20 protein-coding genes are annotated in these 26,400 nt (G+C 70.9%); 11 read left to right on the forward strand and 9 right to left on the reverse strand.

Features of this window, described 5'->3' with window-relative positions; all coding sequences use genetic code 11:
• Window positions 1-12: 12 nt before the first annotated feature.
• On the forward strand, window positions 13-981 hold the full coding sequence (locus ACS5Q7_RS20925) for a type II secretion system F family protein (protein WP_478341195.1): 969 nt from the start codon (window positions 13-15) through the stop codon (window positions 979-981).
• A gap of 46 nt (window positions 982-1,027) precedes the next feature.
• On the opposite strand, the gene ACS5Q7_RS20930 is transcribed toward ACS5Q7_RS20925, so the two are convergent.
• Window positions 1,028-2,395 carry an MFS transporter gene (locus tag ACS5Q7_RS20930; protein ID WP_478341196.1) on the reverse strand — a complete coding sequence of 456 codons (1,368 nt, stop codon included), beginning with the start codon at window positions 2,393-2,395 and terminating at the stop codon, window positions 1,028-1,030.
• A gap of 350 nt (window positions 2,396-2,745) precedes the next feature.
• Between ACS5Q7_RS20930 and ACS5Q7_RS20935 the strand changes: the two genes are divergently transcribed.
• The 5 genes from ACS5Q7_RS20935 to ACS5Q7_RS20955 all read left to right on the forward strand — a co-directional run bounded on the left by ACS5Q7_RS20935 (window position 2,746) and on the right by ACS5Q7_RS20955 (window position 7,275).
• Window positions 2,746-3,510, forward strand: coding sequence for a GntR family transcriptional regulator (locus ACS5Q7_RS20935; RefSeq protein ID WP_478341197.1), 765 nt, complete (start codon window positions 2,746-2,748; stop codon window positions 3,508-3,510).
• A gap of 68 nt (window positions 3,511-3,578) precedes the next feature.
• A complete protein-coding gene (locus ACS5Q7_RS20940) occupies window positions 3,579-3,866 on the forward strand; it encodes a UxaA family hydrolase (protein WP_238247734.1) in 288 nt (95 codons plus the stop codon).
• Window positions 3,867-3,873: 7 nt separating this feature from the next.
• Window positions 3,874-5,151, forward strand: a complete 1,278-nt coding sequence (locus tag ACS5Q7_RS20945; RefSeq protein WP_478341198.1) for a UxaA family hydrolase — start codon at window positions 3,874-3,876, stop codon at window positions 5,149-5,151.
• 64 nt (window positions 5,152-5,215) lie between these two features.
• Window positions 5,216-6,208: an Ldh family oxidoreductase gene (locus tag ACS5Q7_RS20950; protein WP_478341199.1), complete on the forward strand. Its 993-nt coding sequence runs from the start codon at window positions 5,216-5,218 to the stop codon at window positions 6,206-6,208.
• 134 nt (window positions 6,209-6,342) lie between these two features.
• The gene (locus ACS5Q7_RS20955; RefSeq protein WP_478341200.1) at window positions 6,343-7,275 is read left to right on the forward strand and encodes a hydroxyacid dehydrogenase; all 933 of its coding nucleotides are present in this window, start codon (window positions 6,343-6,345) and stop codon (window positions 7,273-7,275) included.
• Between the two features lie 340 nt (window positions 7,276-7,615).
• Here ACS5Q7_RS20955 and ACS5Q7_RS20960 read toward each other — a convergent pair whose 3' ends face one another.
• Window positions 7,616-10,753, reverse strand: a complete 3,138-nt coding sequence (locus ACS5Q7_RS20960; RefSeq protein ID WP_478341201.1) for an efflux RND transporter permease subunit — start codon at window positions 10,751-10,753, stop codon at window positions 7,616-7,618.
• A complete protein-coding gene (locus ACS5Q7_RS20965; protein ID WP_478341277.1) occupies window positions 10,746-11,768 on the reverse strand; it encodes an efflux RND transporter periplasmic adaptor subunit in 1,023 nt (340 codons plus the stop codon). Before ACS5Q7_RS20965 ends, ACS5Q7_RS20960 begins: the two co-directional genes overlap by 8 nt.
• A gap of 240 nt (window positions 11,769-12,008) precedes the next feature.
• Here ACS5Q7_RS20965 and ACS5Q7_RS20970 point away from each other — a divergent pair, with 240 nt between their 5' ends.
• Together ACS5Q7_RS20970 and ACS5Q7_RS20975 are read left to right on the forward strand one after the other, a co-directional pair.
• A complete protein-coding gene (locus ACS5Q7_RS20970; protein ID WP_478341202.1) occupies window positions 12,009-13,013 on the forward strand; it encodes an SDR family oxidoreductase in 1,005 nt (334 codons plus the stop codon).
• A 2-nt stretch (window positions 13,014-13,015) separates the two neighbouring features.
• Window positions 13,016-13,894: an alpha/beta fold hydrolase gene (locus tag ACS5Q7_RS20975; RefSeq protein ID WP_478341203.1), complete on the forward strand. Its 879-nt coding sequence runs from the start codon at window positions 13,016-13,018 to the stop codon at window positions 13,892-13,894.
• 6 nt (window positions 13,895-13,900) lie between these two features.
• Here the strand turns inward: ACS5Q7_RS20975 and ACS5Q7_RS20980 are convergent, their stop codons facing one another.
• From ACS5Q7_RS20980 to ACS5Q7_RS20995, 4 genes are all read right to left on the reverse strand, one after another.
• Window positions 13,901-14,227: an NIPSNAP family protein gene (locus tag ACS5Q7_RS20980; protein ID WP_478341204.1), complete on the reverse strand. Its 327-nt coding sequence runs from the start codon at window positions 14,225-14,227 to the stop codon at window positions 13,901-13,903.
• An 82-nt stretch (window positions 14,228-14,309) separates the two neighbouring features.
• Window positions 14,310-16,685, reverse strand: a complete 2,376-nt coding sequence (locus tag ACS5Q7_RS20985) for a bifunctional diguanylate cyclase/phosphodiesterase (protein ID WP_478341205.1) — start codon at window positions 16,683-16,685, stop codon at window positions 14,310-14,312.
• Between the two features lie 154 nt (window positions 16,686-16,839).
• A complete protein-coding gene (locus ACS5Q7_RS20990; protein ID WP_478341206.1) occupies window positions 16,840-17,871 on the reverse strand; it encodes a fumarylacetoacetate hydrolase family protein in 1,032 nt (343 codons plus the stop codon).
• An 85-nt stretch (window positions 17,872-17,956) separates the two neighbouring features.
• Window positions 17,957-21,133 carry an efflux RND transporter permease subunit gene (locus ACS5Q7_RS20995; protein ID WP_478341207.1) on the reverse strand — a complete coding sequence of 1,059 codons (3,177 nt, stop codon included), beginning with the start codon at window positions 21,131-21,133 and terminating at the stop codon, window positions 17,957-17,959.
• 99 nt (window positions 21,134-21,232) lie between these two features.
• Between ACS5Q7_RS20995 and ACS5Q7_RS21000 the strand changes: the two genes are divergently transcribed.
• Window positions 21,233-22,444 (forward strand): efflux RND transporter periplasmic adaptor subunit, encoded by a 1,212-nt coding sequence (locus ACS5Q7_RS21000; protein ID WP_478341208.1) that lies wholly within the window; start codon window positions 21,233-21,235, stop codon window positions 22,442-22,444.
• Window positions 22,431-22,733 carry a hypothetical protein gene (locus ACS5Q7_RS21005; protein WP_478341209.1) on the forward strand — a complete coding sequence of 101 codons (303 nt, stop codon included), beginning with the start codon at window positions 22,431-22,433 and terminating at the stop codon, window positions 22,731-22,733. The genes ACS5Q7_RS21000 and ACS5Q7_RS21005 overlap by 14 nt, the downstream gene beginning before the upstream one ends.
• A gap of 30 nt (window positions 22,734-22,763) precedes the next feature.
• Here ACS5Q7_RS21005 and ACS5Q7_RS21010 read toward each other — a convergent pair whose 3' ends face one another.
• Entirely contained in the window at window positions 22,764-23,504 is a 741-nt protein-coding gene (locus ACS5Q7_RS21010; RefSeq protein WP_478341210.1) for an aspartate/glutamate racemase family protein, read from the reverse strand.
• A 64-nt stretch (window positions 23,505-23,568) separates the two neighbouring features.
• Entirely contained in the window at window positions 23,569-24,837 is a 1,269-nt protein-coding gene (locus tag ACS5Q7_RS21015; protein ID WP_478341211.1) for an MFS transporter, read from the reverse strand.
• 285 nt (window positions 24,838-25,122) lie between these two features.
• On the opposite strand from ACS5Q7_RS21015, the gene frc reads away from it, so the two are divergent.
• On the forward strand, window positions 25,123-26,400 hold the full coding sequence (gene frc, locus ACS5Q7_RS21020; RefSeq protein WP_478341212.1) for a formyl-CoA transferase: 1,278 nt from the start codon (window positions 25,123-25,125) through the stop codon (window positions 26,398-26,400).

Here is a 26,400-nt window from a genome sequence, read left to right on the forward strand (position 1 = left end):
GGGGACGACGGCATGGTCGAAGAGATCGCCGGCAAGCTGTTCGACGCCCGCTTCGTGGGCACGGTGTTGGCCGCCGTGGCGGCGGCGGCGACCGCCTTCGCCGTGGCGCAGCCCTTCCTCGAGCCGGACAAGCTCGGCAAGCGGATGAAGCTCGTGAGCGACGAGCGAGAGATCATCCGGCGGCGCGAGCGCGAGAAGCTGACGCCCAAGGGCAGCCTGCGCACCGAGCCCAAGGCGTACATGAAGGACATCGTGGAGCGGTACAACCTGCGCCGCTGGCTCGGCACGGACACCGCCAAGCGCAAGCTCCTGATGGCGGGCTACCGGGGCCAGGGCGCCGAGACCGCCTTCCTGTTCTTCCGCCTCGTGGCGCCGGTCGGCGCCGTCATCGCGGCGATCTTCTACCTGTTCATCCTGGAGGCGTTCGACGTCTCCTACCTGATGCGCGCGGCCATGACGATCTGCGCGGCCTTCCTCGGCATCAAGGCGCCGGAACTGTTCCTCGTGAACGCCGCCAAGAAGCGCCAGACGGAGATCCGCAAGGCGTGGCCCGACGCCCTCGACCTGACGCTGATCTGCGTCGAATCGGGCATGGCGATCGAGAACGCCTTCCGGAAGGTGAGCACCGAGATCGCGGTCTCGTCCGTGGTGCTCGCGGAGGAACTGGCGGTGATGGTGGCCGAGATGTCGTTCCTGCCGGACCGGCGCATGGCCTACGAGAACCTCGTGATGCGCACCGGCCTCGATCCGGTGAAGGCGGTGGCCACCGCCCTCAGCCAGGCCGAGCGTTACGGCACGCCGGTCGGTCAGGCCCTCCGGGTGCTCAGCCAGGAAAGCCGCGACCTGCGCATGATCGAGGCCGAGAAGAAGGCCGCCGCCCTGCCGCCGAAGCTGACGGTGCCGATGATCCTGTTCTTCCTGCCGGTGCTGTTCGTGGTGATCATCACCCCGGCGGTCATCCAGATCATGCGCACCCAGTGAGGGGCCACACGCTCGGATCGTGTTCGCGCAGGTCCGGCCGGGACCGTCAGGCGGGCGAGCCGTTCATCACCTTGCCGCCGGCCGCCCTCCCCCCGTTCGCCTCGGCGATGTCGTCGAGGCGGCGGTCCCGCGTCTCGGGCGTGAGGGCCAGGGCCGCCACCGCGATGACGGCGTAGATCCCGTAGACGACGGGGATGTAGAACCAATTCCCCGCCACGTCCTGCCCGATCAGCCCGGCGAGCAGCGGCGGCGCGATGCCGCCGCCGAGGATCGCCGACAGGCTGTAGGAGATGCCCGCGCCGGAATAGCGATACTTGGTCGGGAAGCTCTCCGAGTTCAGGATCGGCGCGAGCCCGTGCAGGATCCCGACACCGGTGAGGGTGATGATGAATTGCAGGCCGAGCACCAGCCAGACCTGCTGGTGCAGGATGGCGAGCGCGTAGGGCACCGACAGCACCGCCGTGAGGATCACCGCGACGTAGCCGAGCTTCTTCCGGGTCATGAGATCCGCCGCCGGGCCGCTGATCACCACGCCGAGGAGGTCGCCGATCCGCGCGATGAAGATGATCACCGCCGTCGTCGCCAGCGGGATACCCGCCGACTTCATGAACGAGATGGCGTAGGTGCCGCTGACATAGCCGTCCATCTGCTGGAAGGCGCAGAACAGGGCGAGCAGCAGGATCGGCCGCCAGTGCTTACGCGTGACGTCGAGGCTCGGCATCTGGGACAGTTCGTCCTTGGCCTTCAGCTGCTCGAAGAGCGGCGAATCCGCGAGCTTGGACCGGGCGAGCAGGCCGGGCACCACCACGACCACCGAGAGCAGCATCGCGATGCGCCAGCCGCCGGTCGAGAAGCTGTCGGCCAGGACGTAGAGCACGGCGCTCGCCGCCATCGCCCCGCCGGGGATGCCGAGATTGGCGAGCGACACCCAGAAGGCCCGGTGCTTGCGCGTGGCGCCGAACTCCGCGAGCAGCGAGGCCGCCCCGCCGAACTCGCCGCCGAGCCCGATCCCCTGGACGATGCGCAGGGTGATGAGCAGGATCGGCGCGGCGATGCCGATCGTCTCGTAGCCCGGCAGCAGCCCGACCAGGAAGGTCGTGGCGCCGACGATCAGGATGTTGATGAGGAACGAGGTCTTCCGGCCGGCGCGGTCCCCGAAATGGCCGAACAGGTAGGCCCCGAGGAGGCGGGCCGGGAAGCCGGCGCCGAAGGTCAGGTAGGAGAAGATCAGCGCCCAGGTCGGCGAGATGTTCGGGAAGAAGGTGTGCGGGAAGGCGCTCGCCGCCGCATAGCCGAAGATGAAGAAATCATAGAACTCGACCAGCACGCCCGATGTCGCCGAGAAGGCGAGGAGCGAGATGGTCTTGCGATCCGTCGTCTCTGGACTCGGTGGTGCGGGCTGGCGCGTGGTCATGGCTCGACATCTCCGGGCTGGCGGTCTCGGCCGCGAGGAGCCCCGGCCCCGCTCGTCCCGATCGGGATGGGCCGGAGGCGCATGTCGGAAGGCCCCGCTGCGGCGGGGCGCGTGTCAGCGATGGCGGTGTCTGGAATGACGGCGCGTGCGCATGGGACGGGTGACCCCGTCGGTGCCGGCTTCTCGCCTCATCGCTCCCTCCCAGGAACGCCTGTGGTAGAACCGGCCAAGCCGGTTCGACTGTCCCCTTCGCGGGGATCTGCCACTAAGCTGGTCGTGAGGTCTTATATAAGATATCTAACGCAGTCAAGGCAGAGACCGCCGCCCTTCCGACGTCCCCCGAGCCCGCGATGAACGACCACCCCGCCGCGACCTTCAAGCCGGAGCTGAGGCCGCTCTACGTCCAGATCCAGGGCCTCATCACGAAGCGGATCGCGGATGGCGCGTGGAAGCCCGGTGACCTCCTGCCTACCGAGCACGAACTCGCCGCCGAGTATGGGGTGAGCCAGGGCACGGTGCGCAAGGCGCTGATCGCGCTGGAGGGCGAGAAGCTGATCGTGCGGCGCCAGGGGGTCGGCACCTATGTCGCCCGGCACGCGCGGGACACGGTGCTGTTCCGGTTCTTCCGCATCGTCACGCCGGAGGGCGCCCGGCTCTCCCCCAAGAGCCGGCTGATCGCGCAGGCGATCCGCCCCGCCACGGCGGAGGAGGCGCGGCAGCTCGCGCTCAAGGAGGGCGCGCCCCTGCACGCCGTCACGCGGGTGCGGACGCTCAAGGACGCCCCCGCGATCTACGAGTTCGTCTTCGTGCCGGCCGCCATCATCCCCGTCCTCGACCTCCCGGCGACGGAGGAGATGAGCGAAGAGATGTACGTGATCTACCAGGAGCGCCACGGCATACTGATCACCCGCGTGCAGGAGCGGCTCCAGGCCATCGCCGCCGGGCCGGAGGAGGCGGACGCCCTCGGCCTGCCGGAGGGATCGCCCCTGTTGGAGATCGTCCGCGTCGCCTTCGACGTGAGCGGGCGCCCGGTGGAACTGCGCATCAGCCGCTGCGACACCCGCGAGAACCGCTACTCGGCCGACATCGTCGACACCGACGGCGCCGTCGCCTGAGACCACCCTTGACCGCCCATTCTTAGGTCTTATACAAGACAGGCGGACCAAGCAGCGGGAGGCACGCAATGGGAGTTCCCCAACTCCTCGTCCACGACCCCAAGGATTCGGTGGGCGTCGTCGTGGTCGAGAACCTCAATGCCGGGACGGACATGCTGTGCGTGGTCACGCACGACAATTCGGACTTCCGGCTGACGGCGAAGCAGGAGATCCCCATCGGCCACAAGGTCGCCCTGAAGGACATCAAGTCCGGCGACACGGTGTGGAAGTACGGCCAGGACATCGGCAAGGCCGTGGCCGACATCGCCAAGGGCGAGCACGTCCACACCCACAATCTCAAGACGAAGCGTTGGTGAGGGTCCCATGAGCTTGCAGGCCGCCTTCGAGCATTCCATGCCCCCCGCCTATGCTGGCGGGGCCCCCGACCAATTCACCACCCAGGCGCTGCCGACGAAGCGCGCCTCGGAGGATTACGCCGGCGCCACCTTCATGGGCTGGCGGCGCGAGAACGGACGGGTCGGCGTGCGCAACCACGTCGTCCTCCTGCCCCTCGACGACCTGTCGAACGCCTCCTGCGAGGCGGTGGCCAATAATGTGAAGGGCACGATGGCCCTGCCGCACGCCTATGGCCGGTTGCAGTTCGGCGAGGATCTGGAGATCCACTTCCGCACCCTGATCGGCATCGGCTCGAACCCGAACGTCGCCGCCGTGGTGGTGATCGGCATCGAGGACGGCTGGACGTCCCGCGTGGTCGAGGGCATCGCCAAGACCGGCAAGCCGGTGGTGGGCTTCGGCATCGAGGGCCACGGCGACATCGCCACCATCGCCAAGGCGAGCTACGCCGCCAAGCGCCTCCTGCAATGGGCGAGCGAGTTGCCCAAGGAGGAATGTCCGATCACCGACCTGTGGGTCTCGACCAAGTGCGGCGAGTCCGACACCACGACGGGCCTCGCCTCCTGCCCGACGGTGGGCAACATGTACGACAAGCTGATCCCCCACGGGATCTACGGCGTGTTCGGCGAGACCTCCGAGATCACCGGCGCCGAGCACCTGTGCCGGGAGCGCGCGGCGAGCCCGGAAATCGCTGAGAAGTGGTACGCGATGTGGAAAGCGTACCAGGAAGACGTGATCGAGGCGCACAAGACCGACGACCTGTCGGATTCGCAGCCGACCAAGGGCAACATCGCGGGCGGCCTGACCACGATCGAGGAGAAGGCGCTCGGCAACCTCGAGAAGATCGGCCGCGAGTGCCGGTACATCGACGCCCTTCAGCCGGCGGAAGCCCCGGCCAAGGGTCCGGGTCTCTACTACATGGACACGTCCTCGGCGGCGGCCGAATGCGTGACGCTGATGGCGGCGGCGGGCTACGTGATCCACACCTTCCCGACGGGCCAGGGCAACGTGATCGGCAATCCGATCGTGCCGGTGATCAAGATCAGCGGCAACCCGAAGACCCTGCGCACCATGGGCGAGCACATCGACGTGGACGTGACCGGCGTGCTGCGCCGGGACATGACGCTGGATGCGGCGGGCGACGCGCTGATCGACATGGTGGTGCGCACGGCCAACGGCCGGCTCACGGCGGCCGAATCCCTCGGCCACCGGGAGTTCGTGATGACGAAGCTCTACCGCAGCGCGTGACGATCATCCCCTCTCCCCGCACGCGGGGAGAGGGGTAGGACCCGTTGGCAACTCCCGGAGCGCCATGGCCGACATCCTCACGATCCCGGACGCCGAGACGTTGGTCGCCGATGCCCTCGTCCGGGCGAACACCGCGCCGGGCAATGCCCGGCATGTCGCCGCCGCCCTGGTGCGGGCCGAGGCGGATGGCTTGAAGGGCCACGGGCTTTCGCGGGTGCCGAGCTACGCGGCGCAGGCCAAGGCCGGCAAGGTCGACGGCCACGCGACCCCCACCCTCGCGAAGCCCCGCCCGGCGGTGGCGGCCATCGATGCCGCGAGCGGTTTCGCCTATCCGGCCCTGGCGCTCGCCCTCGATACCCTGCCCGGCATGGCGCGGGAGAGCGGCCTCGCCGCCGCCGCGATCCGGCGCTCGCACCATTGCGGCGCGGCGGGGCTGTTCGTGGAGGATCTGGCGAGCAAGGGCCTCGTCGCCCTGCTCTTCGCCAACACTCCGGCGGCCATCGCCCCCTGGAACGGCAAGCGCGCCGTGTTCGGCACCAACCCCATCGCCTTCGCCTGCCCCCTGCCGGGGCGGGAGCCGGTGGTGGTCGATCTCTCCCTGTCGAAGGTGGCCCGGGGCAACATCGTCTCGGCCAAGCAGCGCGGTGAGCCGATCCCCGAGGGCTGGGCCGTCGACGCAGAAGGCCGCCCGACCACCGACGCCACCGCCGCGCTCGCGGGCACCATGCTGCCGCTCGGCGACGCCAAGGGCACGGCGCTCGCCCTGATGGTGGAGCTGCTGGCCGCCGGCCTGACGGGCGCGACCTTCGCGGCCGACGCCTCCTCCTTCCTCGACGACAAGGGCGGACCGCCCGGCACCGGCCAGCTCATCCTGGCCTTCGACCCGGACGCCTTCGGGGACGGTGCCCTGGACCGCTTCGCCCTCCTCGCCGCTGCCATCGAGGACCAGCCCGGCGCGCGCCTCCCCGGCCAGCGCCGGCTCGGGCTCCGCCAGAAGGCCGCGCGCGACGGGCTCGCGGTGGATGCCAAGCTCCTGGCCGAGATCGCCGCGATCTGAGCCCCCCGCGCCGTCATGGCGAGCGCAGCGAAGCAATCCAGGGGTGGCGGGCCGTTTCCGATAGTGGCGTGTCCCTGGATTGCTTCGCGTCGCTCGCAATAACGGGGTGGCAAGTCTCCCGAGGAGGATACCCGATGCCGGACATCGTCATCACCGAGTTCATGGACGAGGACGCGATCCGCGAATCCCTGTCGGGCTTCGACGTGGCCTACGATCCGACCCTGGTGGACCGGCCGGACGACCTGCGCGCCGCCCTGTCCGGGGCGCGGGCGCTCATCGTCCGCAACCGGACGAAGGTGAACGCGGCGCTGCTGGCCGCCGGCCCGGCCTTGCGCGTCGTCGGACGCCTCGGGGTCGGCCTCGACAACATCGACCAGCCGGCCTGCCAGGCGCGGGGCATCACGGTGATCCCGGCGACGGGGGCGAACGACGTCTCGGTGGCCGAGTACGTCGTCGCCACGGCGATGCTGCTGCTGCGCGGGGCCTACGGCGCCACGGCCGACGTCGCCGCCGGGACCTGGCCGCGCGGGCGGCTGATAGGCCGGGAGATCGCCGGCAAACGCCTCGGCCTCGTCGGCTTCGGCTCCATCGCCCGCGAGACGGCGCAGCGCGCCGCCGCCCTCGGGATGCAGGTGAGCGCGCACGACCCCTTCCTGCCCGCCGATCACCATGCCTGGGCGCAACCCGGCGGTCGCGTCGCCAGCCTCCCCCTGCACGACCTCGTGGCGGGGGCGGACGTGCTCTCGCTGCACGTGCCCCTGACGGACGCGACGCGGGGCCTCATCGATGCGCGGATGCTCGCGCGGCTGCCGAAGGGCGCGATCCTGATCAACGCGGCGCGCGGCGGCGTCGTGGACGAGCCCGCCGTGGCGCAGGCCCTGCGGGACGGCCATCTCGGCGGCGCCGCCCTCGACGTGTTCGACGCCGAACCCCTCTCGGTCGAGGCCGGGGCGATGTTCGCGGACTGCCCGAACCTGATCCTCACGCCGCACATCGCGGGGGTGACGGTGGAATCGAACGTGCGCGTCTCGCGGATGATCGCCAAGGCGGTGGCGGGGGCGTTGTAGGGAGAGGACGCCGCCCTTCCTCCGCCAACTTCATCTCCGGGTGCGGGTCCGAAACTGACTGTCGACAGCCGGAGCGCAACGTCTCTCGGTCGAGCGCGGGTTCCCCTCTCCCCGCGTGCGGGGAGAGGCCCGTTTGCACCCTGCCGTGCAAACGGGAAGCGGAGGCGAAGCCGAAGCGGCGGTGAGGGGGGGCGCCGGATGAGACGCCTCCGGGTCGCCCCCTCACCCCCGGCTGCCGCCTTGCTTCGCCCCCGGCAAGGGGGGCTCAGCCCTCTCCCCGCAAGACGGGGAGAGGGGGCAAGACAAGCCGCCCAGACTTCGCCCGATGCGGTGAGCCCCTTCACGCAGCCTCCCGCCAGTCCTCCCCCCGCCGGAAGCGGGCGAAGCGCAGGGCGAGGATCGGCAGGATCAGGAGGTTCAACACCGTCGAGGTGACGAGGCCGCCGAGGATCACGGCGGCCATCGGGCCCTCGATCTCCCGGCCGGGCTCGCCCGCGCCGAGCGCCAGCGGCAGCAGGCCGAGGCCGGTGACGAGGGAGGTCATCAGGATCGGCACCATCCGGTCGGCGGCGCCCTCGAAGGCCGTGGCCCGGTCCCAGGGGCGGCCCTCGCGGGCGACCATCTGCTCGTAATGGGCGATCATCATCACGCTGTTCCGCAGCGAGATGCCCGACAGGGTGACAAAGCCGACGATGGAGCCGAGCGACAGCGTGCCCCCCGTCAGCAGCACCGCCGCGACGCCGCCGACGAAGGCGAAAGGGAGGTTCGCCAGCACCAGGGCGAGGTTCGCCCCCGAGCCGGTGACGATGGCGAGCAGCACCACGATGCCGAACCCGGCCAAGGCCGTGTGGAACAGGAGGTCGCGCCGCGCCCGCGCCTGCGCCTCGGCGGCGCCCGCGAAGGTGATGTAGACGCCCGCCGGCAGACGCACCTCCTTGGCGATCTTGCGCTTGGCCGCCGCGACGAAGCCCGCGATGTCCCGCCCGACGACGTTGGCCGTCACCGCCTGCACCCGCTGCGCGCCCTGGTGCTGCACCTGATAGCGGCCGGTGCTCTCGTAGACGTCGGCCACCTGCGACAGCCGGAGGTAGCGTCCGCCCGGCGTCCGAAGGGGCAGGTCGCCGATGGTGCTCAGGCGCTCCCGCGCATGGGCCTCGAGGAGGACGATCACGTTGAACACCGCGTTGCCCCGGTAGGTCTGGCCCACCGTGTCGCCCTGGTAGGCGGTGCGCACCGCTTCCAGCACCTCGATGGCATCGAGCCCCCAATGGCGCAGATCGACCTGCCGCAGGGCAACCGTCACCTGCGGCAGGCCGGCGGGGGCGGCCTGCTGCACGTCCCGCGCCCCCCGGACCTCGGCGAGTTCCCGCGCGACGGCGCGGGCGGCGGCCTCGATCCGGTCGAGGTCGTTGCCGACCACGTTGACGACGACCGGCGCCGTGAAGCCGGAGATGACCTCCTCGATCCGCTCCGTCAGGAACGACTTCAGCGAGAAGGCCGGGCCGGGAAACCCGGCGATCAGGTCGCGGATCCGCCCCTCGATCCCGCGTTGCGCCGCCCCGCCGAGGCCGGGTTCGAGGTCGATGTGGATCTCGCTGTAATGCGGCCCGGCGGTGTCCTCGCCGGCCTCGGCCCGGCCGATCTGCGAGGCCACCGCGCGCACGCCGGGGATGGCCTTCAGCTCGGCGGTGATGAGGGTGCCGAGCCGCTGCGATTCCGTCAGCGAGGTGCCGGGCGCGGCCACCATGTGGAGGATCAGGTGCCCCTCCCTCAGGTCGGGCAGGAAGGACAGGCCGAGGCCGGGCACCAGCGCCGCCCCGGCGAGCGCGGAGACGATCCCGAAGGCGACCACCGTCCGCGGCGCGCGGCCGGCGCGGGTGAGCAGCGCGAGGTAGAACCGGCGGCTCCAGCGCACGGCGGGCGGGTCCATCGCCGGCCCGGCGCGTCCGGTCCTGCCGCCGAGGAGGACGAGCGACAGCGCAGGCGTCACCGTCAGGGCGACGAGGAGCGAGGCGACGACGGCGGCGACATAGGCCAGCGCCAGCGGCCCGAACAGCCGTCCGGCGACGCCGGTGAGCGACAGGACCGGCAGGAACATCAGCAGCACCGCGAGCGTCGCATAGGCGACGGAGCTGCGCACTTCCAGGATGGCGTCGCGCACCAGCCGTGCCCGCTGGCCGAGGGTGGCGCGCCCGGCCTCGCGCAGGCGGCGGGTGACGTTCTCGACGCCGATCACCGCATCGTCCACCACCTCGCCGATGGCGAGCGCGAGGCCGCCGAGCGTCATGGTGTTGAGGCTTTCGCCCCAGGCTTGCAGCACCAGGGCCGCCGCCACGAGCGAGAGCGGGATCGCCGCCGCGCTGATGAGCGCCGTGCGCCAATCCCCCAGGAAGACGAGGAGCACGATCACCACCAGCCCGCCGCCGAGGCCCAAGGCGAACAGCACGTTGCCGGTAGCGACCCCGACGAAGTCGGCCGGGCGGAACAGGTCAGGGCGCAGGGACACGCCCTCGCGGTCGAGGGCGGGGCGCAACTCGTCGAGGGCGGCTTCGAGCCGGGCGGTGACGGCGAGGGTGTCGACGCCGACCTGCGCGCCGACCATCATCAGCACGCCGGGCTTGCCGTCGACCAGGGCGGCGCTGATCGCGGGCTCCGGCGCGGCGGTGACGGTGGCGACGTCGGCCAGGATCACGCTGGCCCCGCCCTCGTTGGCGAGCACCGTGCGGCCGAGCGCCTCCGGGGTGAGGGCCTGCCCCTCGGTGCGCAGCACGACGCGCTGGTTCGGCGTGTCCACGAAGCCCGCCCCGCGCACGCCGGTCGCCTTGCGGGCGGCGGCGAGGACGTCGTTGAGGCCGATCTGGTGGCGGATCAGGTCGTCGGGGCGCACCTGCACCTGGAGGGAGCGCACCGCGCCGCCATAGACCGAGACCTGGGCGATGCCCGGCACCGCCTGGAGGCGCGGGCGCACGGTCCAATCGGCGAGCGTGCGCAAGTCCATGGCGTCCCGACGCGCGGAGGTGAGGCCGACGAGGAGCACCGTGAGGGTCGAGGAGGTGAGCGGCGTCATCGACGGCGCCGAGACGCCCTGCGGCAGGCGCCCCGGCAGGGCGGCGATGCGCTCGTTCACCCGTTGGCGCAGCTGATCGACGCCGCTCCCCGCCCGGAAGGTGGCCGTGACCACCGACAGGCCCTGGATCGAGGAGGAGCGCAGGGTCTCCAGCCCCGGAAGGCCGGCGACGGCCCCCTCCACGATCTGCGTCACCAGCACCTCGACCTGCTCCGGGTCGAGGCCGGGCGCCTCGGTCTGGATCGTGGCCGTGGGCGGCGTGAATTCGGGGAACACGTCGTAGCGCGCCCCGGCCAGGGCGTAGAGCCCGAAGACGAGGAGGGCGCAGGCCAGCGCCAGCACCACGCGGGGCAGCCGCACCGAGGCGCCGACCAGGGCCGCCTGGAGGCCCGAGGGCGTCTCCTCAGTCATCGTCGTCGCCGACGACGCGGATGCGGCTCCTCAGCTCCTCCGACAGGAGCGCCTGCGCCCCCGAAAGGACGATCTTGCTACCGTCGGGCAGATCCTCCACGACGAAGCTGTCGGCCGACATCGGCGCGTCGGGCCGCACGGGGTGGCGCACGTAGGAATCGTCCCCGAGGCCGCGATAGACCCAGGTGCCGCCCTCGGCATGGACCACCGCATCCTCGGGGACGAGCACGCCGGTCGCGGCCTTGCCGGTGGGCAGGAAGGCCATGACGCTCATGCCGGGCAGGAGCCCGCTCTCGCCGGAGACGAGATAGTAGAAGCTCTGTCCCTGGATCCTTGGATCCGTGCGCGTGGCGGGAGAGACGAGGCGGAGCGGCACCCGCTCGCTCTGCGGCGGCACCTCGGCGAAGGCGGTCTGGGGCGGCTTCGCCAGGGCTTCCCCCGGCGGCAGCGTCACCTGCATCAGGAAGTCGTCGCGCTCGATGAGCCGCGTCACCAGGGCGCCGCGCTCGATGATCGCCTTGCCGATCACCGAGCCCCATTCCTGCCGGGCGGTGGCGGCCAGCGTGCGCACCTGCGACTCGGCCGCCGTGACCGCCGCGAGGTCGGTGAGCGCCGTGCCCTCGGCGGTCTCGATCTGCGCCGTGGCGACCGCCGCCGCGCCGAGGCTCTTGAGCCGGCGCGCGGCGCTCACCGACACCTCGGCCCGCGCCTTCGCGGTCTGGAGGGCGGCCACGGCGCCCGCATAGCTGTTCGTGAGTTCGGTGACGCGGGCGACGTCGAGGAGGCTGCCGTAGCCGGTCGACTCGCGCGGATGCGGCTCTGCGGGCAGCACCTTCGTGACGATGCCGATCCGCGCCCGCTCGGCGGCGGTGAGACGCACGATCGTGCGCCCGTCCTCGACGGCCGTGCGCGGGGCCGGGAGCCGGGCGGCCGGAGCGGGCGTCCGGCCGGGCAGGAAAGCGTCCAGGGACTCGCGCCACCCGGCGAGGGCGGCGGTGGCGCCCGGCCGCGTCATGGCGAAGGCGCCGCCCGCGACGAGGACGAACAGCGTTCCGGTGAGCACGACCTTGCGCGCGAGGCCCAACGCCAACCCCCTCCCCGCCGATTGCCAAATCATCCCGTTTCCCAGGCGTTACACGCAACGGGAGCCCACGCCTACCCGGCGACACGCCGGCGTCCCGGAAACTTGAGCGGAGTTCCGTGGGTAGCCAACCCGAGCGGCATCCGTGCCGCGTCAGTTTCGGGAACACCGGCCATGCAGCACAAACCCCTCGCGGACCAGACGATCGTCGTGACCGGCGCCTCGTCCGGGATCGGGCTGGCCACGGCGCGGAGGGCCGCCGCCCAGGGCGCGCGGGTCGTGCTGGCGGCCCGGAGCGGCGCGGCCCTCGACCGGATCGCCGCCGACCTCGTCCGCGAGGGCGGGCAGGCCTTGGCCGTCGGCGCCGATGTCGGCGAGCGGGAGCAGGTGGAGGAGATCGCCGCGAAGGCGGTGGCCGCGTTCGGCGGTGTCGACACCTGGGTCAACGTCGCCGGGCTGACGATCTACGGCCCCCTCGCCGAGGTCAGCCAGGAGGATCACGAGCGCCTGATGCGCACGAATTTCTGGGGCACCGTCCACGGCTCGCTGGTGGCGGTCGGGCTGATGAAGAAACGGGGCGGGGCGCTGATCAACGTCGGCTCCATCGCCTCGGACCTCGCCTTCCCCTTCCAGGGGATGTACTCGGCCTCGAAACACGCGGTGAAGGGCTTCACCGACGCCCTGCGCATGGAACTGCGCCTCGACGACGCGCCGATCTCGGTGACGCTGGTCAAGCCCGCCTCCATCGACACCCCCCTTCCCCGCCGGGCGCGCAACTACCTCGACAAGGAGCCGATGCTGCCGCCGCCGGTCTACTCGGCGGACGAGGTGGCGCGGGCGATCCTCCACGCCGCCGTGCGCCCGCAGCGGGACATCGTGGTCGGCGGGGCGGGCAAGATGTTCATCGCCGGCAAGGAATTCGCGCCGGGGGCCTACGACCACCTCGCCGGGCAGATCGCCGCCCTGCAGAAGCGCACCATGGCGCCCCGCCGCCCGGCCGGGGCGCTGCACGAACCGCAACTCGACGACACCGGCCATGTCCACGGCGACCAGCCCTTCCCGGTGCTGCGCCGGAGCGCCTACACGCGGGCGAGCCTGCACCCGCTCGCCACGGCCTCGGCGGTGGTCGGCCTCGGCCTCGCCGCCGCGACCCTGCTCCGGCCGGGGCGGCGCTCCTGAGCGTGGACACGCCGGCGGGCGATATCGCGCGGACCCTCGTCACGCTGGCGGACGGGGGCAGCATCGCCTGCGCCGATACGGGTGCGGGCGAGGGCTGTGACGTGGTGCTGATCCACGGTACGCTGATGGCGCTGGAGGACATGTGGCTGCCGCTGATGCCCGGCCTCGCCGGGCGGCACCGGGTCGTCGCCGTGGACCGGCCGGGCCATGGGCTCAGCAGCCGGCGGCGGCTCGTGGACGCCTCGCCCTGGCGGCAGGCGGCGGCGATCCGCGAGGCGATCGACCATCTCGCCCTGCGGCGGCCGGTGGTGGTCGGCCATTCCTTCGGGGCGACGGTGGCGCTCTGCCTCGCCCTGTCGCACCCGGACTCGGTGAGAGGCGTGGTGGCCCTGGCGCCGCTGTGCTTCCCCGAACCACGCCTCGAACAGGCCCTGTTCGGCCCGCGCGCCGTGCCGGGCCTCGGCGACGGTCTCGCGACGATGCTGGCCGGAAGCCTCGACCGGGCGATGCTGCCGCTGCTCTGGCGGGCGATCTTCCTGCCGCAGGCGGTGCCGCCGGACTTCGCCGCGCGCTTTCCATGGCTCCGGGCCAGCGGCCCGGCCCGCATGATCGCGGAGGGCGAGGACGCGATGAGCGTCTGGCCGGCGCTGGCGCGGGCGGCGGCGGCCTACCCGACCTGCCGGGTGCCGGTGCGCATCCTCGCCGGCACGGCCGACATCGTCGTCAACAACGCCCTGCACGGCGCCGTGGCCGCCGCGATGATCCCCGGCGCCCGCTACACGTGGCTTCGCGGCACCGGGCACATGCTCCACCATTTCCACCAGGACCGCGTGGTCGCGGAGGTGGAGGCTCTGACCGGGGCGGCGGTCGCGATGGCCTGACGCGCCTCAGCGCAGGGCCGAGAAATCCGTCGGGGCGAGGAAGGTGTTCTCGATCCGCGCCACGATGGGCTTGTCCTTCTCGGTCTCGCCGCGCTTGGCGATCCATTCGGGATCGGCCTGGAAGGCGTTCCACTTTTGCTCGCGATCGGCGAGGCTGTCCCACTTCAGGAAGTAGGTCAGGGCGTGGTTGTCCGGCCCGACCAGGGTCGTGAAGAAGCCGACCTGCTCGATCCCGTACTTCTCGAAGAAGCCCATCGTGATGGTGCGGAACCGGTCGAGGAGGGCGGGAAGCCGGGTCGGGGCGCAGTAATAGACGCGCATTTCGACGATCATCGCTCGGTCCTTCGCGAGGGAGACGGAAGAACCCGGGCGTAGGCGCCGGCCGCGCCCACGTCAATTTCCCCCGCACGCCCTTTCAGGCGGCGAGGGTGCTGTCCTCAGGCGGATGGGTGAGGTGGGCGAAGGTCGCGATCCGGTTGGGACGGCCCATCAGGTAGCCCTGCGCCGCCGCGCAATTCTCGCCCACGAGGAAGCTCAGCTCCTCCGCCGTCTCGACCCCCTCCGCGAGGACCGGCATCCCGAGGCCCCGGCCGAGGCCGAGCACCGAGCGGACGATGGCCGCCGTCTGCGCGTTCGAATCCACGGTGCGGATGAACGAGCCGTCGATCTTGATCTTGTCGAACGGGTAGGCGCGCAGGTTCGAGAGCGAGGAATAGCCCGTGCCGAAATCGTCCATGGCGATGCGCACGCCGAGGGTCTTCAGCTGCCGGAGCGTCGTCTGGGCGCGGGCCGGCTCGCGGATCAGCGCGGTCTCCGTTACCTCGATCTCCAGGCGCTCGGGGGCCAGACCGGTCTCGCGCAACACCTCCTGCACCAGCGGCACGAGGTTCGGCGCGTGGATCTGCACCCCCGACACGTTCACCGCCACGGTGAGCGGATTGGTCCAGCCCGCCGCCTCGCGGCATGCCTCGCGCAGCACCCATTCGCCGATCGACAGGATCAGGCCGCTCTCCTCGGCGATGGGGATGAAGATCGCGGGCGAGACCGCCCCGCGCACGGGGTGCTGCCAGCGCAGCAGGACCTCGAACCCGATCACCCGGCCCGAGGCGACATCGCTCTGCGGCTGGTAGACGAGATGCATCTCGTCCCGCGCCACGGCATGGCGCAGGTCGTGTTCCAGGAGCCGCCGGTCGCGCACCTGCGCGCCCATCGTCGCCTCGAAGAAGCGATACGTGCTCCGCCCCTCCGACTTCGCCCGGTAGAGGGCGGTGTCGGCGTAGCTGAGAAGCAGCGCGCGCTCGTCGGCATTGTCCGGGTAGACCGCGATGCCGATGCTGGCGGCGGCGGCCGGGCCGACCATCTCGAGATTCTCGGTGCGCAGGGCGTCGAGCACCGCCTCCGCGAGGCGGCCCGCCGCCACCGCGTGGTCGCAGGGCATGAGGATCGCGAATTCGTCGCCGCCGAGGCGGGCCATCAGCTGGTTCTCGTCGAGGAGCGCCGTGATCGTCCGCGCCACGCTGACGAGGAGCGCGTCGCCCGCGGCGTGGCCGAAGAGGTCGTTGACCTCCTTGAAGCGGTCAAGGTCGAGGCACAGCACCGCGAGCTTGCCTTTCGTGGCCGCCGCCCGCTTCATCTCCCGCTCCAGCCGCAGGGTGAAGCTCGCGCGGTTGGCGAGGCCGGTGAGCGCGTCGTGGTGGGCGAGGAACTGGATCTGCCCCTCGGCCTTGCGCCGGGCGCGCAGGTCGCGCACCGCGACGGCGAAGTGGGGCTCGCTGCCGTAGGTGACGGGGCGGACGATGAGTTCCACCGGAATGATCTCGCCCTGCGCCCCGCTCAGCTCGGCCTCGATGGGCAGATCCCCCTGCCCGACCAGCGCGAGTTGCGCCCCCGCCCCCGGCAGGAAGCGCGTCAGGGGCACGCCGCCGAGGTCCGCAGCCGGCAGCCCGACGAGGGCGCCGAAGCTGTCGTTGCCGTTGACGATGGTCTCGCCCCGGCAGACCAGAAGCCCCTCGACGGCGGCATTGGCGAGGCTGTTCAGCCGCTCCCGCGCCAGGATCGCCTGGCGGCGCTCGCGCAGGTCGAGCATCAGCGCGCCGATGGCCATCAGGAGGATGGCGACGCTGGCGAGGGCGACGCCCATTCCGAGCCAGCGGGCCGGAATGGCGCTGTCGGTGATGGCGACCGATGGGTCGGGCACGATGGTGATCGCGCCCATGGCGGTGAAATGGTGGCCGCAGATCGCCGCCAGCAGCAGGAGCGCGCCGACGCCCCGCCCGGTCAGCCCCTGGCGCGCCAGTCCGACCTGAAGCCCGGCGGCGCCGAGCACCCCGCCGAGGATCAGCGAGGCGACGACGAGGGTGGGATCCCACCTGAGGTGGCCCGGCACCTCGAAGGCGGCCATGCCGGTGTAGTGCATCGCCGCGATGCCGCCGCCGAGGATCAGGCCGCCGAACAGGGGTGCGCCCGGCAGCGCCCGCCACAGCGCCACCGCAAGCCCAGCCCCGGTAAGGGCGATGGCATAGGCCAGCGAGAGGATCGTCAGCCTGATCGTGTAGCCGGTCGGAAGGCTCGGCTCGAAGGCGAGCATGGCGATGAAGTGGGTTGCCCAGATTCCGGAGCCGCCCGCCACCGCAGCGACGGCGATCCAGGCCCCTCGCCAGGGCTTCGGGCTCCGCCGGGCGTGGTGGAGCAGCACGATGCAGGCGGCCGAGGCCAGCGTGCAAACGAAGGCGGCGAGCGCAACCAACCATAGGTCGTGCTCACCGAGGAAACATCCTAACACCGTCAGCATCAGGCAACCGAAGATCGTTCTGTCGTTGCCCCTTACGGTAGCTGCCTCACCTTAACTTCCTTTTCCGCTCGACGAGGAATGCGGCCTCGATCGCGCGGAAAAGTCTGACGCATTTTGTCGCGAGCCTCCGTACGACGCTCGCTCAAGCCCGGTCTCAGGAATGAACCGGCTGGATCACGTTGCGCAGGGTGCCGAGGCCGACGATCTCGGTCTCCATCACGTCGCCGGGCTTGAGGAATTCCGGCGGCTTGCGGGCGAAGCCGACGCCGGGGGGCGTGCCGGTGGCGATGATGTCGCCCGGCACCAGGGTGAGGCCCCGCGACAGTTCCGAGACGATCCGCGCGACCTTGAAGTACATCTGCTGGGTCGAGGCATCCTGCTTCACCGCGCCGTTGACCCGCAGCAGCAGGCGCAGGTTCGAGGGGTCGATGTCCGAGGCGGGGACGATCCAGGGACCGAACGGCCCGTGGCCGTCGAGGCTCTTGCCCTTGAACCACTGGCCGCCGTGCAGGGTGCGCTGCATGTCGCGGGCGGTGGTGTCGTTCATGACGCTGTAGCCGAAGACGTGGTTCAGCGCGTCGGCTTCCTTGATGTTGGTTCCGCCCGTGCCGACGATGATCGCCAGTTCGGCTTCCCAGTCGATCTGCGTCGAGACCTCGGGATTGTAGGGAATCGGGTCGTAGGGGCCGTTCACCGTGTTCACGCCCTTGGTGAAGAACACCGGGTGGGCCGGGTATTCGGTCTTGGCGAGGCTGGTCGCCTGCCCTTCGGCGAAGTGTTCGAGGTAGTTCCAGCCCACGGCGTAGACGTTGCGCGTCGGCGCCGGGATCGGCGCCAGCAGGCGCACGGTCTCGACCTTCGGCCCGTCGCCGGAGGCGGCGGCGCGGCGCACCATGTCGAGGGCCTTCGGACCCGCCTCGATCAGCGAGACCATCCGCGTCGTGTCGAGCCCCGGCACGGCGACCTGCGACAGGTCGATCACGCGCCCGTCCCCCGTCACGGCGCCGAGGCGCGCGGCCTTGCCCGCATCGGGGACGAAGGTGACGAGGCGGAGCATGTCACCGCCGCTGGGCGGGATCGGGTGCCCCGGTCCGGTGGCCGGGCTCTCGGCCCTGGCCGGGGCCGCCAGGGCGCCGACGGCGGTGGCCGCCGCGGTGAGATGCAGGAAATCGCGCCGTGTGCTCATGGAAACCGTCTCCTCCGGCCCACCCTTCGTTGGGGCGGTACCGGAGAAGCTTCTGCCTCGCGCATTCAAAATGCAATGCGCTGTTTCACGTCGGCGCCGGCTCGGCCTCCCGCGCCTTTTCGGCGGGCTTTTCATCCTTGTCCTTCGCCGTGTCCTTGCTGCCGAGCAGGCGCTCGAAGGCGACGTAGAAGGTCGGCGTCACGAACAGGGTGATGAAGGTCGCCACCACGAGGCCGCCGATGACCACCGTCCCCATGGAGACGCGGGCGTTGGCGCCCGCCCCCGAGGCGATGGCCAGCGGGATCGAGCCGGTGATGAAGGCGAAGGAGGTCATCAGGATCGGCCGCATCCGCAGCCGCGCCGCATCCTGCGCCGCCTTGAGCGCGTCGTCGCCCTGCCGCCGCAGATCCTCCGCGAAGGAGACGAGCAGGATCGAGTTCTTCGCCGCGAGCCCGACGAGGAGCAGCAGCCCGATCTGCCCGAAGATGTCGAGGTCGAGCCCGCGCAGGGCGAGCGCCCCCACCGCGCCGAAGATCGCGATGGGCGTCGCCAGCAGGATCACGAAGGGCAGGCGCAGGGATTCGTATTGCCCGGCGAGCAGCAGGAAGATCATCAGCACGCCGAGCCCGAAGATCAGCGGCGCGTAGCCGCCCGCGACCTTCTCCTGATAGGCGACGTCAGTCCATTCCACGGCGTAATCCGAGGGGAGCTTGCTCTTGGCCAGCGCCTCGACCTCCTTCAGCACCGTCCCGGAGCTCGCGGTGGAGGCCACTTCGATGGCGACCTCGATGGCCGGATAGGTGTTGTAGGACAGGACCGCCGTCGGCCCGCTGGTGAATTCCGCGCGCACCAGGGAGCCGATCCGCACCGGCTCGCCGCGCCCGTTGAGGACCGGCAGGGCCTCCAGGTCCTGGATCGTGCGCCGGCCCGAGGCCTCGCTCTGCACGTAGACCTGATAGACGAAGCCGAACCGGTTGAAGAGGTTCACGAAGCTCGACCCGACATAGGTGCCCAGCGCGTCGAACAGGTTCTGCAGCGGCACGCCGAGCTGCTCGGCCTTGGCCCGGTCGATCTCAAGCCGGATCTGCGGCACGCCGTAGCTCGTGGTCGGCAGCGCCTGGCCGATATTCGGGTTCTTGCTCATCTCGTCGATGAAGGACTGCGCCGCCTCCGCGAGCTTGATCCCGCCCGTGCCGCTGCGATCCTGGATCTCCAGGGTCAGGCCGCTGCGGGTGCCGAGGCCGGGCAGCGGCGAGGGGTTGACCACCCGCACCTTGCCGTCCGGATCGTGCCGGAACTCCTTCTGCACGCGGGCGATGACGTCGTCGGCGGTGGCCGTGCGCTGGCCCCAGGGCTTCAGGATCGGGATCTGGAAGCCGTAGAACGGCGCCACCGCATCCGCGAGGATGCTGCGCCCGATCACCCCGATCGTGTGCTCCGCCTCCGGCATGTCCCGCAGGGACTTGCCCAGGCGCTCCACCATCCTGTCGGTACGGTCCACCGAGGCGCCCTTGGGCAGGGCGACGTCGGCGAAGAAATAGCCCTGGTCCTCGTTCGGCACGAAGCCGGTGGGGCGCTGCATCACCAGCAGCACCGTCACCGCCGCGAAGGCTGCGAAGGCAAGCCCGACGAGGACGACGTGGCGGCTCAGCGCGCCGATCATCGTCGTCAGCCCGTTCGCCGCCTTCTCCAGCGCCCGGTTGAACCAGCGCAGCGGCGCCTTCCAGCGGCTCTGGCGCTTGTCCGCCCCCTCCGGCCGGTGCTTCAGGATCATCCCGCACAGGGCCGGCGTGAGGGTGAGGGAGACCACCGCCGAGATCATCACCGAGATGGCGATGGTGAGCGCGAACTGGTTGTAGAGCTGGCCCGTCAGCCCGGGGATGAACGCCACCGGCACGAACAGCGCGGCGAGGACCAGCGTCGTCGCGATGACCGGGCCCGCCACCTCGTTCACCGCCTCGCGGGCGGCCGGGCGGGGCTCCATCCCCTCGTCCATCAGCCGCTCGGTGTTCTCCACCACGATGATCGCGTCATCGACCACGAGCCCCACCGCCAGCACCATGCCGAGCAGGCTGAGGGTGTTGAAGGAGAAGCCGAGCAGGGCCATCGGCCCGAACGTGCCCACCAGCGCCACGGGCACTGCGATGGAGGGGATGAGCGTCGCCCGCCAGTTCTGCAGGAAGATGTAGGTGACGACGACCACGAGGATCAGCGCCTCGAACAGGGTGTGCACCACCTCGGTGATCGCCTCGCGGACGAATTCCGTGCGGTCGAGGGCGATCTTGTATTTCAGGCCCGGAGGAAAGCGCCGGGCCAGTTCCTCCATCGTCGCCTTCACCCCGTCCATGACGTGGACGGCGTTGGCGCCGGGGGTCTGGTAGAGGCCGAGCGTCGCGGACGGCTTCCCGTCGAAGCTGGACCGGACGCCGTATTGCTCCGAGCCCAGTTCCACCCGCGCCACGTCGCGCACCCGCACCACCGAGCCGTCCGGGTTGGCGCGCAGGAGGATGTTGGCGAATTCCTGCGGCTGGCTGAGGCGCCCCTGAGTCACCACCTGCAACTCGAACGGCGTCGGCTTGCCGTCCGTCGGCGGCTTGCCGAGCGAGCCGGTGGTGATCTGCTCGTTCTGCTGGCTCACCGCCTTGATCACCGCGTCGGGGCTGAGCGCCAGGGCCTCCATCTTCACGGGGTCGAGCCACAGCCGCATGGCGTAGCGCTTCTGCGAGAAGTTCTGGATGCGGCCCATGCCGTCGACCCGGCGCAGCGGCTTGATGACCTGCGTCTCGGCCCAGTTCGCCAGGAACAATTCGTCGTAGGGCGAGCCCGGCTCGGCATAGAGCACGATGTTGCCGAGCTGCTGCCGGGTGCTCTTCTGGATCTCCAGACCTTGCGAGCGCACCGAGGCCGGCAGCCGCGCCTCCGCCCGGTTGGCGCGGGTCAGCACCTCGGCGGCGGCGGCGTCGAGGTCGGAGCCGATCTCGAACGTCGCGTCGAGGTTGACGCTGCCGTCGGTGTTGCTGGTCGAGGCGATGTAGAGCAGGTGCTGCGCGCCGTTGATCTCCTGTTCCAGCGGCGTCGTCACCGCGTCGTAGGCCTGCTGCGCGCTGGCGCCGGGATAGGTCGCCTGGATGTTGATGATCGGCGGCGCGATCTCCGGGAACTGCGCGATGGGCAGGGTCAGGCCCGCCACGGCGCCGATCAGGGTGATCAGCACCGAGATCACGCCCGCCAGGACGGGACGATCGACAAAGCGGGCGAACATCGAACCTCGTCGGTACAGGGATGGCCGCGAAAACCGGGCATGCAACGCGATCCGGTTTGGCGTGTTCCCCGTCCTGTTCGACGCGGGGGGTTCAGCGGCGTGCGCAGGGGCGTGAAGGTTGGGCTGGTGGGCGGCGGGCTCGCCCTCGCCCTGGCGGGAGGCGGCTGGTACGCGGCGGGCAGGCCCTCGCCCTCTGCGATGCTGGCGATGCTGCCGGGGGGGCAGGCGCCCGCCAAGGCCGACGAGGCCGAGCCCACGCTCACCGTGACGGCGGTGCCGGCGCACCGGCAATCGGTGCCGATCAACTTCGTCTACACGGGGACGATCATCTCGCAGCAGGACGCCGCCCTGCAGGCGCGGGTGACGGGCGACGTGACCGAGCGCCCGTTCGAGCCCGGCAGCCACGTGAAGAAGGGGCAGTTGCTCTTCCGCATCGACAAGCGCCCCTTCGAGGTCGCCCTCGCCCAGGCCAAGGCCCAGGAGGCGCAGGCCAAGGCGCAGCTGCAATTCGCCCAGGCCGAGGTGGACCGCACCGATTCCCTCGCGGACAAGGGCTACGCCTCCGAGCAGCGCCTGCAACAGTTGCAATCGAACGCGGCCTCGGCCGCCGCGCAGGTGCAGGGCGCCGAGGCCTCGATCGCCCGCCAAAACCTCAACCTCGACTACGCCGAGGTGAACGCCCCCTTCGACGGCCGCGCCAGCCTCTCGATCATCAACCCCGGCGATCTCGTCATCGAGAACCAGACGCAGCTCGTCACCGTGGTGCAGCTCGACCCGATCGACGTGCAGATGGCCCTCTCCTCGGAGGATTCGGAGGCCCTGCGCGAAGCGATGCAGAAGGGTCCCGTCGCCGTCGAGGTGCTGGACGAGTCCGGCAAGCCGATCCGCAAGGCCAGGGTCTACCAGCTCGACAACCGCTTCGACCCCCGCACCGCCCGCCGCCTCGTGCGCGCCCTGCTCCCGAACGACGACGAGCGCTTCCTGCCCGGCCAGTTCGTCCGCGCCCGCGTGACCCTCGGCACCGAGGACAAGCTTCTCGTGCCCACCATCGCGCTCTCGGCCCGCCTCGCGCAGCAGATCGTCTACGTGGTCGATGACCAGGGCGTCGTGCGCCAGAAGCCGGTGACGACGGGCGACAGCTTCGGGGACAACACCGCGATCATCGCAGGCCTGAAGGAAGGCGAGCGGATCGTGACCGACCACCTTCAGGACATGCGCCAGGACCTGAAGGTCGAGGTCCGCGCCCCGCAGGACGCGAACCGGGGCATGAAGGCCGACGAGACCGGGAGCACGCGCCGTGACTCGCAGTGACGCCCTCCGCCTCGCCCTCGTCGCGGCGGCACTGGCCGCCCCCCTCCCCGCCGCCGCGAAGGGCTGCCGGGTGGACCGGGCGCATTACGCAGCCCTGCACACGGGCATGACCCTCCACCGGGTGACGGAGCATCTCGGCTGCAAGGGGCGCCGCGTCTCCCACCTCACCATCGGGGACATCCACCGGGCGACCTATAGCTGGTCCGGACACGGCACCTATGGCGCGAACCTGACCCTGACCTTCCGCAACGGCCGGCTCACCGACAAGGCCCAGCTCGGCCTGCGGTGAGAAGGCCCTCCCCCGCACTCCGCGCGGGATTCATCCCCGTTCCGCGCCGGTCTCCGCGAGCAGGTCGCCGAGGGCCGGTCCGAGGGCGACGGTCTCGATGGACAGCGGGGCCGGACGCGCGAAGGGCGACCGGACCGCCGCGAGGGACGCGCGAACGCCCGCCTCGACCGAGCAGAGGACGGGCACCGGCACATGGGGCTGCACGCGCGACGCCAGGCCCGCCAGCGCCGCGCCACCCAGGATGACCGTCTCGGCCCCGTCCCGTTCCGCGCAATCCCGGCACGCCGCCGCGAGCGCCGCGAGGGCCGCCTCGGGATCCTTGGCGATCTCCCCGCCGGTCTTCTCGACGATGCGGATGCCGGCGAGCCCGTCGCCGAGGCCGAGCCCGGCGACGATCTCCTCCAGCATCGGCTTCCACAGGGCGCCGCCCGTGACGATGCCGTAGCGCCCCGCCATCCGCCGCGCTTCGAGGCAGGAGGCTTCGAGCATCCCCACGACGGGGACGGGCGACACCTCGCGCAGGGCGAGGAGGCCCGGATCGCCGAAGCAGGCGAGGAAGACCGCGTCGCAGCCCCGCGCATGGTCGGCGAGGCATTCGAGGGCCGCGTGCCCGGCGATGGCCAGGGCCGCGCGGCTCGCGATGTAGGCGGCCCCGAATCGGGCCGTCACCGGCACGAAGGTCGCCGCATCGCCCGCCACCTCCGCGACCCGGTCGGCCACGAGCCTCGTGACCGAGACGCTGGTGTTGGGGTTGATGAGGAGGATCCGCATGAGCCGCTTCCGGGTCGGGACGGGCGCGCCGCGTAGCGGGGCCGACGACGCATGGTGAGCGGGTCTAGCGCGAAGTCCAGCCCGCAGCCGAGGACGCACGCGGCGCGCGGCGTTCCACGAGCAGCGAGACCGCCCAGATCGCGAGGCCTCCGAGCGCCAGCCCCACGCCGACCCATCCCGTCGCGGGCAAACCGTACCCGGCCGCGAGCGCCAGGCCCGCCAGCCAGGGGCCGAGGGCGTTCGCGACGTTGAACGCGGAATGGTTGAGCGCGGCGGCCAGGGTCTGCGCATCCTCGGCCACGTCCATCAAGCGGGTCTGCAAGATAGTGGCGAGGCCGCAACCGCAGCCGATCAGGAAAACCGTCGGCGTCAGCGTCCACAGGCTCGCCGAGGCCATCGGATACAGGGCGAGCGCCGCCGCGCTCCAGACCAGCGTCGCCCCGGCGGCCGGCATCTGCGCCCGGTCGGCCGCCCAGGCGCAGACGAGGTTGCCGACCGTCATGCCCAGGCCGAACACGGCCAAGATCGCGGGAATCGCGACCGGCGCGACATGGGTCACGTCGAGCAGCGTCGAGGCGAGGTAGGTGTAGACCGAGAACAGGCCGCCGAAGCCGATGGCGCCCGTGGCCAGGGTCAGCCAGACCTGCCCGCGCTTCAAGGCGCCGAGTTCGCGCAGGGGGCTCGCGCCCTCGGCCGGTTCCCCGAGGGGGGCGTGGAGGCGCACCAGGAGGGCGGTGAACAGGGCGAGCAGGGCCACGAGGCCGAAGCTCCAGCGCCAGCCGGCGATCTGGCCGATGCCGTTGGCCAGGGGCACGCCCACCACGGTGGCGACGGTCAGCCCCAGGATCACCCGCGACACGGCCTGCGAGCGCCGCTCGCGCGGCACCAGGGAGGCGGCGACCAGGGCCGCCACGCCGAAATAGGCTCCGTGCGGCAGGCCGGCGAGGAAGCGGAAGGCGAGCATCCAGCCATAGCTCGGCGCGAGCGCCGACAGGCCGTTGCCCAGGGCGAACAGAACCATCAGGCCGATGAGCAGGCTGCGCCGGGCGACCTTGGCCGCCAGCACCGCGATGATCGGCGCGCCGACCACGACGCCGAGCGCGTAGGCGCTGATGACGTGACCGGCGGTCGGCGCGTCGAGGCCGAGGTCCGGCGCGAAGTCCGGCAACAGGCTCATCGCCGCGAACTCGGTCGTGCCGATGGCGAAGCCGCCCATCGCCAGGGCCGCGAGGACCAGGGTCGGGTTGGCGCCCGGTGCGGCCGTGGGCGGCGCGGCAGCGACCGCCGCCTCCGCATCGAGCGGAGCGGTCTCGCGAAGGTCGACAAGGGTCATGGATCAGCTCTGGGGCAGCGTTCGCCGGAATGGCACCGCCGTGCCGGCCTCACGCGGAAACGCCGCCCTCTTGGTTCGATCGGCCCCCCAATTCAACCTCGGCGGCGATACGACAGGATTTTGACAGTTGGTATGTGGTATGCCATCTTTGTCCGCGTGCTGGATGACCGTCGCGATCCTTTGCGTGTCGCGAGGGCGGCTCCGGCATCGACAGGCGCGCAGCGGCGCAAGGCGAACAAGCCCCCGCGACGCGTCCCGAGGACAGCGACGAGGGAGGATGCCATGATGGGCGCGCCGCTCGAGGGCGTGAAGGTGCTGGATTTCACGCACGTTCAGTCCGGTCCGACCTGCACGCAGCTGCTGGCGTGGTTCGGCGCGGATGTCATCAAGATCGAGCGCCCCGATGGCGGCGACGCGACCCGGCAGCAATTGCAGGACATCCCCGGCGTCGACAGCCTCTACTTCACGATGCTCAACCACAATAAGCGGTCGATCACGATCGACGTGAAGCACGCGACGGGCAAGGAGGTGCTGTGGCGCCTCATCCGCGAATGCGATGTCCTCGTCGAGAATTTCGCCCCCGGTGCCCTCGACCGGATGGGCCTGACCTGGGACGCGCTCCAGGCGGCCAATCCGCGCCTCATCCTCGCCTCCGTGAAGGGCTTCGGGCCCGGCCGCTACGAGGATTGCAAGGTCTACGAGAACGTCGCGCAATGCGCGGGGGGCTCGGCCTCGACCACGGGCTGGCGCGGCGACAAGCCGATGGTGACCGGCGCGCAGATCGGCGATTCCGGCACCGGGCTTCACCTCGCCCTGGGGATCGTCACCGCGCTCTATCACCGGGTGCAGAGCGGTCGCGGGCAGCGCGTCGATTGTGCGATGCAGGACAGCGTGCTCAACCTCTGCCGGGTGAAGCTGCGCGACCAGCAGCGCCTCGCGCGCGGACCGCTGGCGGAATACAGCCAGTTCGGCGAGGGTGTCCCGTTCGGCGATGCCGTTCCGCGGGCCGGGAACGATTCCGGCGGGGGCCAGCCCGGCCGCATCCTGAAATGCCGGGGATGGGAGCAGGACCCGGACGCCTACATCTACTTCATCGCGCAGGCGGCGGTGTGGAAGCCGATCTGCGACATCATCGGTGAGCCGGACTGGAAGACGGACCCGGATTACAGCTCACCGCAGGCGCGGCTGCCGCATCTCAACGAGATCTTCACGCGCATCGAAGCGTGGACGATGAAGCACGACAAGTTCGAGGCGATGGATATCCTCAACGCCTACGACATACCCTGCGGGCCGATCCTCTCCATGAAGGAGATCGCCGAGGACGAGGCGCTGCGCGCCAGCGGGACGGTGGTCGAGGTCGATCACCCGACGCGCGGTTCGTACCTCACGGTCGGAAATCCGATCCGCCTGTCGGCGAACCCGGTGGCGATCCAACGCTCGCCGCTCCTCGGCGAGCATACGGACGAGATCCTGCGCGACGTGCTCGGCTGCTCAGGGGCCGAGATCGACACGATCCTGTGGTCGGGCGCGCTCGGCCCGGCCCAGAAGATCGCGGCGGAATGA

This window comes from Methylobacterium sp. Gmos3, assembly GCF_056430985.1.